This is a genomic window from Paenibacillus sp. Aloe-11, from assembly GCF_000245715.1.
Classification (GTDB): Bacteria; Bacillota; Bacilli; order Paenibacillales; family Paenibacillaceae; genus Paenibacillus; species Paenibacillus kribbensis.
The window spans coordinates 16558-27463 of record NZ_JH601059.1; the positions used below are offsets into that span (position 1 = coordinate 16558).

General features: G+C 49.0%; 9 protein-coding genes and 1 other annotated feature. All 9 genes read right to left on the minus strand.

From position 1 onward, the window contains the following. Window positions 1-44: 44 nt before the first annotated feature. Window positions 45-1079 carry a rod shape-determining protein gene (locus WG8_RS18255; protein ID WP_007431698.1) on the minus strand — a complete coding sequence of 345 codons (1035 nt, stop codon included), beginning with the start codon at window positions 1077-1079 and terminating at the stop codon, window positions 45-47. A 106-nt stretch (window positions 1080-1185) separates the two neighbouring features. Continuing rightward, window positions 1186-1878 carry a RadC family protein gene (gene radC, locus WG8_RS18260; protein WP_007431699.1) on the minus strand — a complete coding sequence of 231 codons (693 nt, stop codon included), beginning with the start codon at window positions 1876-1878 and terminating at the stop codon, window positions 1186-1188. A 13-nt stretch (window positions 1879-1891) separates the two neighbouring features. After that, window positions 1892-2500, minus strand: coding sequence for a Maf family protein (locus WG8_RS18265; protein WP_007431700.1), 609 nt, complete (start codon window positions 2498-2500; stop codon window positions 1892-1894). Window positions 2501-2522: 22 nt separating this feature from the next. Then, entirely contained in the window at window positions 2523-2765 is a 243-nt protein-coding gene (locus WG8_RS18270) for a DUF4321 domain-containing protein (RefSeq protein WP_007431701.1), read from the minus strand. A gap of 121 nt (window positions 2766-2886) precedes the next feature. Further along, window positions 2887-4158 (minus strand): SPOR domain-containing protein, encoded by a 1272-nt coding sequence (locus WG8_RS18275; protein ID WP_007431702.1) that lies wholly within the window; start codon window positions 4156-4158, stop codon window positions 2887-2889. A 166-nt stretch (window positions 4159-4324) separates the two neighbouring features. After that, on the minus strand, window positions 4325-5704 hold the full coding sequence (gene murC, locus WG8_RS18280; RefSeq protein ID WP_007431703.1) for a UDP-N-acetylmuramate--L-alanine ligase: 1380 nt from the start codon (window positions 5702-5704) through the stop codon (window positions 4325-4327). A 6-nt stretch (window positions 5705-5710) separates the two neighbouring features. Then, entirely contained in the window at window positions 5711-7087 is a 1377-nt protein-coding gene (locus WG8_RS18285) for a bifunctional folylpolyglutamate synthase/dihydrofolate synthase (RefSeq protein WP_007431704.1), read from the minus strand. 36 nt (window positions 7088-7123) lie between these two features. Next, the gene (locus tag WG8_RS18290) at window positions 7124-9790 is read right to left on the minus strand and encodes a valine--tRNA ligase (protein ID WP_007431705.1); all 2667 of its coding nucleotides are present in this window, start codon (window positions 9788-9790) and stop codon (window positions 7124-7126) included. Window positions 9791-9843: 53 nt separating this feature from the next. Beyond that, window positions 9844-10128, minus strand: a binding site (T-box leader). A 71-nt stretch (window positions 10129-10199) separates the two neighbouring features. Continuing rightward, window positions 10200-10906 (minus strand): LysM peptidoglycan-binding domain-containing protein (locus WG8_RS28730; protein WP_007431706.1); only part of this gene is annotated, 707 nt, incomplete at its 5' end.

Genomic DNA, 10906 nt, shown 5'->3' on the forward strand with positions numbered 1-10906 from the left:
GTCTTTTATTGCCAAACAGCTTAAACAGTTCCTACACCCCCGATTCAACGTTTGGAACGGACGGCAGAACTGCTCCGCGATTTGAACAAGTGGATATTTTCAAGTGCTCTGCCCGTACCAATCGCTACACAGTCCAGAGGATTTTCCGCTACAATCACTGGCATTCCGGTTTCACTCGCCAGCAGCTTGTCCAGGTTACGCAAAAGTGCCCCACCGCCAGTCAGTACAATTCCTCTGTCCATAATGTCTGCCGCTAACTCGGGAGGACATTTTTCCAGTGTTACTTTGACCGCATCCACAATCGCATTCACTGTATCCGACAACGCTTCGCTAATTTCATCGGATGTAATCGTAATGGTCTTCGGCAAACCTGTCACCAGGTCGCGTCCGCGGATTTCCGATGTCTCTACCTGCTCTAATGGCATAGCGGAACCAACTTCCATTTTCAACTGCTCTGAAGTCCGCTCACCAATCATCAGGTTATATTGACGTTTCACATACTGGATGATGGACTCATCCATTTCATCACCAGCCACACGCACAGAACGACTTGTTACAATGCCGCCCAAGGAAATGACTGCAACCTCGGTTGTACCCCCACCGATATCGACAACCATACTGCCTGTAGGCTCCCACACAGGAAGATCAGCACCAATTGCAGCTGCAAACGGCTCCTCAATCGTGTACGCCTCCCGCGCGCCTGCTTGCTTTGTCGCATCTTCAACCGCACGCTGCTCCACCGCAGTAATGCCTGAAGGCACGCAAACCATCACGTTGGGATGACGTGGAAACAATGAACGTTGAGCTTGCGCCTGACGGATAAAATATTTGATCATCGTTGCTGTCGTATCAAAGTCAGCAATGACCCCATCCTTCATCGGACGAATCGCACGGATATTCCCCGGTGTGCGACCAATCATTTTTTTCGCGGATTCACCCACAGCTTCAATGGTTTTTGTATCTGTACGCAAAGCGACTACAGATGGTTCACGAACCACAATTCCTTTTCCTCTTACGTATACCAGCGTATTTGCCGTCCCCAAGTCAATTCCCAAATCCTTTGTAAAGCCACCCAGCATGATGTAATCTCCTTTTCTCTTCCCTGAAATCTGTTATCCATGTATAAACGGTTTATTCAGGCCGGCTTAGCCGGTCGTGTTTTAAATGTTTGATTTAAATATTATATTATATCAGACCTTGCTCCTTCAAACTTACAAAGGTCCCGTCCCCGATCACAATATGATCGAGCACGTCGATACCCACAATGCTGCCCGCATCCATCAGGCGGCGGGTCAACTGGACATCCTCCGGGCTTGGCTTCGGATCACCGCTCGGATGGTTATGAGCGCAAATAATCGAAGCACTACTGCATTTGATCGCCGCCCGAAACACTTCACGAGGATGCACGATGGCGGAATTCAGGCTGCCCATAGACAGTGTCTCCTGGGCAATGACATGATTTTTAGTATTTAGGAACAGGCATACAAAATGCTCTTTCTGCAAATAACGAAGTTGTTCAAACAACAGATCTGCCACATCCCGCGGGCAACTGATCACGGGGGTCTCCAAATGGCGGGACAATGCTAATCTGCGTCCCAGTTCGATACCCGCTTTTAGCTGTATCGCTTTAGCATTTCCAATGCCCTTAATCTGGGTCAGTTCGTTCAGACTCATATCCACCAACTGACGCAAGTTCCCCGCCTGCTGCAAAATACGCTGCGCTAAATGCACCGACGACTCATTTTGCGTTCCTGTACGCAGCAATATTGCCAGCAACTCCGCGTTGCTCAAGGCCTCAGCCCCATATGTCATCATGCGCTCTCTTGGTCGTTCTTCATGGGGGAGGTCGCGAAGCATCGGTATCGGCGACTCCAACATATGTTTATCCCCTTTAAGGACGCAGCACATTCACTCCAAAGTCGGACAGCATGTCCGACAACAGGGAAAGCGGCAATCCTACGACGTTAAAATAACAACCCTGAATCGATTCCACCAGCGTAGCACCCATACCCTGAATGCCATACGCTCCTGCTTTGTCAGACGGTTCGCCTGTATTCACATATGCCACAATTTGCTCATGGCTCAAAGGTTTCATTGTAACCTCCGTTTGGCGATGTCTGACAAGCGTTTTGCCGGTTACGGTATGTAAACAGGCCACCCCGGTGTACACAAGGTGTGTTCTTCCCTGCAATGCAGTCAGCATACGAACCGCGTCCGCATGATCAGCAGGTTTGCCCAATACCAAACCATCCAGCACGACAATGGTATCACTCCCAATCACCAGTCCAGCTTCTTCGGACTGAGCGGCAACGTTCACGACCGCTTCGGCTTTACGTGCCGCAAGGGTCTCCACAATTTGCTGAGGCGTCCAGCTCTCAGGCGTGCTCTCATCCACATGACTTGGCATCACCTCAAAGGGGAGTCTCAAAAATGCGAGCAATTCCTTCCTTCTTGGTGAAGTCGATGCCAGAATAATGCGGGGCGTAATTTTCCCGTCCATAAGGGAAGCTCCTTTTCATCAGTTAGAGCCTGCGATACAGCCAGAACGCGGCGATGATGCCGATCAGACTAAGCAGGCTCAATTCAAAATTTATTGTTATGTTGTAACTAATAATATCCAGATCCGCTCTCGGCGACCAGGATATCGTAGTGGGGTGGGTCAGAAAGGAAAGGACTTTGAACGATTGAAGGGCCTTGGCAATCCATGCACCCAAAAGCCAACCGAGCAACAAAAACAGTATAAGCATTCCTACATTTTTTTTCATCCTGATCTTCCCTCGCCATTTTTTGACACCTTCATTATTATACGGTGATTTGTACTGCAATACAAACAGAAATCCGGCAGGGGGAACTATTTCCAGTTCCTTGCCGGAAAGTGTGGTTAATCTATTGTTTTATGAATTGAATAAATTCATTCTCACGCAAAACATATTCCATCATTGAGGACTGAATCTCCCAAATGTGCTCCTTTGCAGTATTCTTGTTATATTCACCAAGTGCAGAGACTGCACTATTCATCGCCTTTTCCAGTGAAGCTGCAGAGGCAGCCGCTTCCTTCGGAAGGCCGGAGGGAAGTGCGGCGATATTTTGCGTCCACTGCTGATGCAGATCATTTAGCTCCTTCATTTCAGAGACGGGTACCGCAGCTGGACCGCCATCTCCGAGCAGAGATGAGCTAAGTCCACTCAACTTGCTTACTAATGTGCTGCTTAACTGAAAAAAGGCAGTGAGCTTTTCGCCTTCGCCTCCATAAGCGGCTTTTTCCAATCCTGGCAATTGAAGCTCACGAACATACAGTTCGACGCCTTGTGTCTTCAATTGATTGCTGAGCAGCTTGGCCTGCTCCCTGTCTGGCGATATTCCTGCATAAACCCGATTTTGGTCCTCGGCATCCCCTCCGGCAGCAATGCCTGCCTTTAACAGCTCTTCTTTGGCTTGCAAGGCCCGTTCTGGAGTGCTAAAAACCCCGTACTGCAGCAAATAATAGGTTTGTGGAGGCACTTGAGTCGCTACGACATTGACGGGGCTAGAATTCTCTTTTGCAGACGGTATACCTGTGCTAACAGATTCATTAAAGACTGGTATGGCCTGCTCTGCCGAGGATTCTGATCCCGGGACCACTCCGCCTCCGTTAAACAGCAGCAGCATGATATATCCAAACATCCCTCCAGTCACCAGCGCACTGGCTACTGAGCCGATCAGCTTCCATCTGGAGGGGTGAGGCGGTCGCTTCCGGTACTCTTGACCATAACGATAAGTTTCCTCATCTCCCCCCTCTTCCCGGCCATCTGGCAGAACGTCTGCATCTGACCAGGAAGCCGCCGAACGGCCAAAAGGGTCGTCCCATCCCTCCTGTACCCTCAACGACGAAGCAAAACGTCGGGTTGTATTACGTTTATACTCACTCTCAGGTTTATCAGGTTTTGGTTCTTGCGCATGTTCAATACTTTCTTCTCTCAAGCTAATCCGTCTCGTGCTTTCTCGCAGATTAACGGTTTGCAGTTGCTTCTCATTTTGATGTAGTCCCGTATCTCTAATCGCTTCACGCCGTTCGCTTGCAACTGGCCCGTTTTTGGACGGAAGCACCTGAAGCTTTTCCTCCTGGCTTGTCTCTGGCAGCTGTTGATCGAATCGGAATGTCATCTTGGCCTTGTTCACGGATGCACTCCCTCCTTGTCCCATACTTCCTCATAGTTTGTTGTATGAGTCAAGCTGAGAAAATATGCCTCCAGCAATACAAGAAAAGGTATCCCGAAACATATTCAATGTTCGGAATACCTTTGTATACTGTAATTCATCGGTATAGCTTAACATATTGTACTTATTACGCTTGCTGTCCGCGAAGATGGCGCGCTAACGCGTCGCCCGCTTTCCAAATGTCTCCTGCACCCATCGTCAGCACAAGATCACCAGGCTGCAGCCGATCTTTCAACTTCTCGATCACAGCTTCTTTGGTCGGCAGGTAGATTGCATTGGCATTGCTGTTTTGGACGATCAAATCTACAAGCTTGGAAGAATGCACGCCTTCAATTTGTTTTTCTCCTGCTGGTGAATAAATGTCGGTAATAATGACTTCATTGGCTTCACTAAACGCACGGCTGAACGCATCCAGCAGGAAAAAGGTACGGCTGTAGCGTTGCGGCTGGAACACGGCAATAATACGTTTGCCTGTCGCTCTCGCTGCACTAATCGTAGCCTCAATCTCTGTTGGATGATGCGCATAGTCATCAATAACCAGAATGTCATTGCTTTCACCCAGCACTTGAAAACGGCGCTTGGCTCCGTGAAATTCCAGAATCGACGCTGCGATTTGATCGAATGGAATTCCTGCTTCCAGGCATGAAATCACAGTCGCCATCGCATTGTACATGTTGTGTCTACCTGGCACAGACAATTCGATCGTTCCGAGCTCTGTCCCCTTCCGGCTCATGGTAAAGCTTAATCGACGGTCGCCTAATTGGATATCTGTCGCCATATAATCTGCTTCATGCTCCACTCCGTAGGTAATGACCCGAGTTTGAAGCTGCGGTATCATCTCGCGGATGTTCTGATCATCTCCACATACAATAGCCGCACCATCTGGCCGTATTTGGCTCAAAAACTGTACGTAGGCACTTTTCAGACGATTAAAGTCGCCATCGTAATTTTCCAAATGATCTGCCTCGATGTTGGTTACGATACCTTGCCACGGATGATATTGCAGAAAAGAGCCATCGCTCTCATCCGCCTCGGCAACAACAAACTCGCTTTTGCCCGCTTTGGCATTCGTACCCAAATTCGTGATTTCACCGCCAATGATATACGTTGGATCGACATTGCATCTCTCCATAACCAAGGCAATCATCGAAGAGGTTGTGGTTTTACCGTGCGCTCCTGCAACAGCTACTCCCTTACGCTCGTTAAGCAAGCGAGCCAGCATCTGTGAACGGTGCAGCGTTGGAATATTCAGTTCTTCCGCTGCCACCCGTTCCACATTGTCGCGAGACAATGCCGTTGAATAGACGACGATATCCGCACCTGCAATATGTTCAGGGGTGTGTCCGATATATATTTTTGCGCCTTTTGCCGCCAATTTTTCTGTCAGCTCTTGTGATGCCACATCTGAGCCAGTCACGGTATAACCCATCTCCAGCATAACCCGAGCAATCGCGCTCATCCCGTATCCGCCGATACCGATAAAATGAACATGTTCCGAAGTAATCAACAAATTTCACCAACCTTTTTCCGAATCGGTTTGATACATAAGGGTAGCCCGTACATCCGCAATGAGATACAGCGTACCGGACACCACCCCCAGATCTTCCGCTTCCGTATGTGACTGAAGCAGGCCAAGAGCCTTTTTCCAGTCACCTTCTACAATAATTTTCAAATCCGTTTTGGCATAAGACAGCCGCAGCTTCTCCACGAGATGAGCCAATTCAGCGGCATCCATTTTGCGGCGAAAAACAGGCTCGGTCAGGATAAGCGTATCCACTAGTGGCAGTATATGCTGCAAGTATGCTTCATGATGCTTGTTTGACAGCATCCCCATCATTAAAACCAGTTTTCTGTATAAATACAGCTGGGGAAGACTCTTTGCAAGCGTCTGTGCCCCTTCTGGGTTATGAGCCCCGTCAAGGACAATTCTCGGGGAGGTGCTGACCTGTTCGAGACGTCCAGCCCAAGCCGCTTGTTTAAAGCCCTTCAGCAGTTCGTTATCCTCCAACACAAAGGCCAAATACTGACGAAGGACCTCCAGTGCCATCATAGCTCCTGCCGCATTAGCACATTGATGCTCGCCTAACAACGCAATGTCGATTTCCATGTGCCGGAAAGGACCAGCGAATGAAAACGTTTGACCCGTTTCGTCCCCGTTCAGCCGTTCATACGTAAACTGTTCACCGGCCAGATACAGGGTAGCTCCCTGTCTTGCCGCCGTTTCCCGTATAACCTGAATAGCCTCGGGTTGGGTAACGCAGCTTACGACAGGTACGCCAGGCTTGATGATACCGGCCTTTTCCCTTGCAATCTGCTCAAGCGTATCTCCCAGAATGTCTGTATGGTCATAGCCTACATTCGTAATAATCGAGACGATAGGACTCACGATATTAGTTACATCCATCCTTCCCCCGAGACCTGTCTCCCATACCACAACATCTGGAAAAGACACCGTAGCATAATACAGAATAGCCAGTGCTGTCGATACCTCAAACATCGTGGGTGATCCCAAATCACTGGCTGCTATTTCTTTTACCAGCGGGTACAGGCGATTGGCAAGCAAAACCAGCGTCTCATCAGGAATGTCGGTCCCGTTGAATTGAAAACGGTTCGTAAATCGTGTGATGTATGGAGACGTAAAAGTCCCGACATCGTAACCACACTTCATTAGGACGGAGGTTAGAAAAGCACAGGTTGAGCCCTTGCCGTTGGTCCCCGCAACATGCACAAATTTCAAATGTCGTTGCGGATCACCCAACATGCTCATTAGCTGCTCGATTCGTTCAAGTCCGGGTCTGATTCCAAACGGAATTAAACCATTGATCCATTCCACTGCTTCATCATAGCTCTGTAAAGGAGCAGCCTCGCCGCCCCTGTTCGTATCTGACATCCTTTTCACCTTCAGGTCATTTTATAGTGAGTGAAATTATCCCTTGAGTTCTTCAATACGTGCGATAACCTTGGCGCGCTTATCTGAGTAATCAGCTTGTTTCGCCTTCTCTTCCTCGATGACTTTAGCTGGTGCCTTAGCCACAAAACCCTGGTTGGAAAGCTTTTTCTCCACGCGCTCCACTTCACTGTTCAAATGCTGAAGCTCTTTTTCCAGTCTGCTAATTTCCTGGGCAATATCAAGCAGTCCGGCCAATGGCAGGTACAGCTCTGCGCCGCTGACAACAGATGTCATGGCTTTATCTGGAACGGAGAACTCCAATCCCGCGTCGAATTCGGACGTATTGCAGAATCGGCGTACATATTCCGCATTGCGGTTAATGATATCGAGAACGGCTTGATCACCGGGTTTTACAAGCAATTCAACCTTCTTGCTCATCGGTACGTTGACTTCAGCGCGAATATTGCGCACGGAGCGAATCACGTCGATCAGCAAATTCATTTCAGCTACCGCATCCTTATCCTCAAAAGCCGGATCATACACAGGCCAAGCAGCCAGTGTAATCGTTTCGCCTTCATGCGGAAGATGCTGCCATATTTCCTCGGAGATAAACGGCATGAACGGATGAATCATGCGCAGTGTCCGATCCAGTACATATGCCAGTACAGACTGTGTTTTCTTTTTCGCCTCTGCGTTGTCGCCATATAGGGAAAGCTTCGCAAATTCAATGTACCAGTCGCACAAATCATCCCAAATAAAGTTATACAGAAGGCGGCCTGTCTCGCCAAATTCATAAGCATCTATTAGACGCGTAATGTCGCGTGAAGTTTCGTTTAGACGGTGGAGAATCCAACGATCAGCAGTGCCTAAATCACCGGTAATGTCGATATCCGCCGCAGTAACACCCTCCAAATTCATCAGCGCAAAGCGGGACGCATTCCAGATTTTATTAGCAAAGTTGCGGGCTTGCTCCACTCGTTCCCAGCGGAAACGAAGGTCTTGTCCTGGCGTGCTGCTGGTGGAAATCATATAACGCATAGCGTCCGTTCCATATTGGTCGATTACATCGAGCGGATCAACACCATTACCGAGGGATTTGGACATTTTTCTACCGTCCGCATCACGAACCAGACCGTGCATAAGCACGTCCTTGAACGGAATCTCATCTGTAAACTCCAGTGCGGTAAAAATCATCCGCGACACCCAGAAATAAATAATGTCGTACCCTGTAACCAGAACATTGGTCGGGTAGTAGCGTTTGAGATCCTCGGTCTGTTCCGGCCAGCCCAATGTCGAAAACGGCCACAAACCAGAGCTGAACCATGTATCCAGTACATCCTCATCCTGTTTTAGCTTTCTGCCAGCATATTCAGGCAAAGTTGTAGGATCCTCTGCCGATACAATAATTTCTCCGGTTTCTTCATCGTACCAAGCCGGAATACGGTGTCCCCACCACAGCTGACGGGAAATACACCAGTCACGCACATTTTCAATCCAGTGCAGATAAGTACGCTCAAAACGATCCGGTACAAAATTCACACCGTTGCCAGCCTTTTGCGCTTCAATCGCCTTGGCTGCCAAAGGCTTCATCTCTACAAACCATTGTGTAGACAGATAAGGCTCCACAACCACACCTGAACGTTCACTGTGGCCTACCTGATGCACATGCTCTTCAATACGAATGAGTACACCCTGTTCCTTCAAATCAGCGACGATTTGCTTGCGGCAATCGCTGCGATCCAGGCCCTGATATTTGCCTGCTTCGGCATTCATCGTTCCTGTTTCGTCCATGACCGTAATTTGTGGTAGCTGGTGACGTTGTCCCATTTCAAAGTCGTTCGGATCATGAGCTGGTGTAATTTTAACCGCGCCGCTACCGAAATCTTTATCTACATAATCGTCCGCAATGATCGGAATTTCCCGCCCGATAATCGGAAGCACAAGTGTTTTGCCGATCATTTGCTTGTACCGTTCATCTTCCGGATGTACAGCAACAGCTGTATCGCCCAGCATCGTTTCAGGACGGGTAGTGGCAACCGTAATAAATCCGCTGCCGTCTTTCAGTGGATATTGAAGGTGATACAGATTTCCGTTCACCTCTTTGTATTCCACCTCAATGTCCGACAATGCCGTACGTGCGGCGGGGTCCCAGTTAATGATGCGTTTACCGCGATAGATGAGGCCTTTTTTGTACAGTTTTACGAATACTTCGCGCACTGCTTGGGACAGTCCCTCATCCAGCGTAAAGCGCTCACGAGAATAGTCGAGAGAAAAACCCATTTTCTCCCACTGATTATGGATGTTATCCAAATAAAGTTCCTTCCATTCCCATACCTTCTCCAAAAACTTCTCGCGGCCCAAGTCATAGCGTGTCAGACCTTCTTCGCGCAGCTTCTGCTCTACCTTGGTTTGCGTAGCAATACCCGCATGGTCTGCCCCTGGCAGCCACAAGGCATCATAGCCCTGCATCCGCTTGGCGCGGATAATAATATCCTGCAAGGTAAAATCAAGCGCATGTCCAATATGCAACATACCCGTCACATTTGGTGGTGGAATAACGATTGTAAAAGGCTCTGCCTCTGGATGTTGTCCGGCGCGGAAATAACCCTTCTCCATCCACGTTTTGTACCATTTTTTCTCTGCTGATTTCGGATCGTACGTTGTTGGCATTTCCAAGGTTGTCTTGTTGTCTTGTTCTGACATATCAGGATACCCCCATGATTTTTCAATTGGCAAATAAAAAAAGCCCTTCATCCTCAAAGGACGAAAGGCTGTTCTTTCGCGGTACCACCTTTGTTTCACCCCTCGTGTATGTATCCACTGATCCATTACACATGGTGTGACACTTTATGCAGATAACGGTTGCGGACCGGCCTTATTCTACCGTGAACCTCGTACCTTCCGTTGGAATGAAATGAGGGACCGTTCAAACAGGCGACTCCCGGGTGACTTCGGCCAGTAGCTTCCTGTGGAACCTCACAGCGCTGCAATTCCACTCTCTGAAGGGCTTTCTGCCTACTCTTCCCGATCTCAGTCTTTCAATAGCTATACCACATCATACATTTCCCTTTGACTATAGTCAACACCCACTGCGCATTTTTCGGCGGCTGGATCAAGGGATGTACAATACCTGACCTTCTTCTACATGATGCTCCGCCAATCTGTTATACAATTGAAGCTCCCGTGAACTGAGCTGATAGCGATCAGCTATTGTTTCCAGCGTATCCTCACGCTGCACGATACATAAGCGGACCTTGCGGAAAGGCGTTTCATCCTGTGTATGGAAAAAAAGGTTTTTCCACTTGGCATTCTCCCGCTCTTCTTCGGCTTTCTGATCCTGATCCTGCGGCTGCTGCTCCAGTTCCAGCTGATGCTGGTATTCCGCTTCTTTCACCGAACGGCTGGATTGCAGCAACGACGAGTAGACAACCGTGTCCGGCTCGTCTGCTCCTTCGTCCTTTTTGCTGTTAAGCGCTACGCGCATCTCCGGCTTCTCGTCGGCAATGGTGTCATGGATCGCATGGTCCACCTGTTCTGACGCTTCAGGCCTAAAATCATCCACATGGCTCGCTTCCAATTGCGGCGGCTCCAGATAGCTCCCCGGCTCTGCTGAGGAATGTGCTTCAGACTGCAAAGGATCATGCACCACATCGGCAGATACAGCAGATACCTTCGGCTCACTTCCCGTCCATGCTTCCTCCTGCTGAAATCCCCATACTTCCGGTGCAGCATGCTCGTGCTTTATCTCGGAAGGGCTATCTTCAACCGCTTTGCCCGTCCAAGGCTCATAGAATCGATCAGAGTCTACGGCTGGCTCCT

What these genes read in the sequence shown, in the direction of transcription:
- WG8_RS18255 (WP_007431698.1), bottom strand. Translation starts at nt 1,079, where the DNA reads ATGCTGGGTGGCTTTACAAAGGATTTGGGAATTGACTTGGGGACGGCA.
- radC (WP_007431699.1), bottom strand. Translation starts at nt 1,878, where the DNA reads ATGTTGGAGTCGCCGATACCGATGCTTCGCGACCTCCCCCATGAAGAA.
- WG8_RS18265 (WP_007431700.1), bottom strand. Translation starts at nt 2,500, where the DNA reads ATGGACGGGAAAATTACGCCCCGCATTATTCTGGCATCGACTTCACCA.
- WG8_RS18270 (WP_007431701.1), bottom strand. Translation starts at nt 2,765, where the DNA reads ATGAAAAAAAATGTAGGAATGCTTATACTGTTTTTGTTGCTCGGTTGG.
- WG8_RS18285 (WP_007431704.1), bottom strand. Translation starts at nt 7,087, where the DNA reads ATGTCAGATACGAACAGGGGCGGCGAGGCTGCTCCTTTACAGAGCTAT.
- WG8_RS18290 (WP_007431705.1), bottom strand. Translation starts at nt 9,790, where the DNA reads ATGTCAGAACAAGACAACAAGACAACCTTGGAAATGCCAACAACGTAC.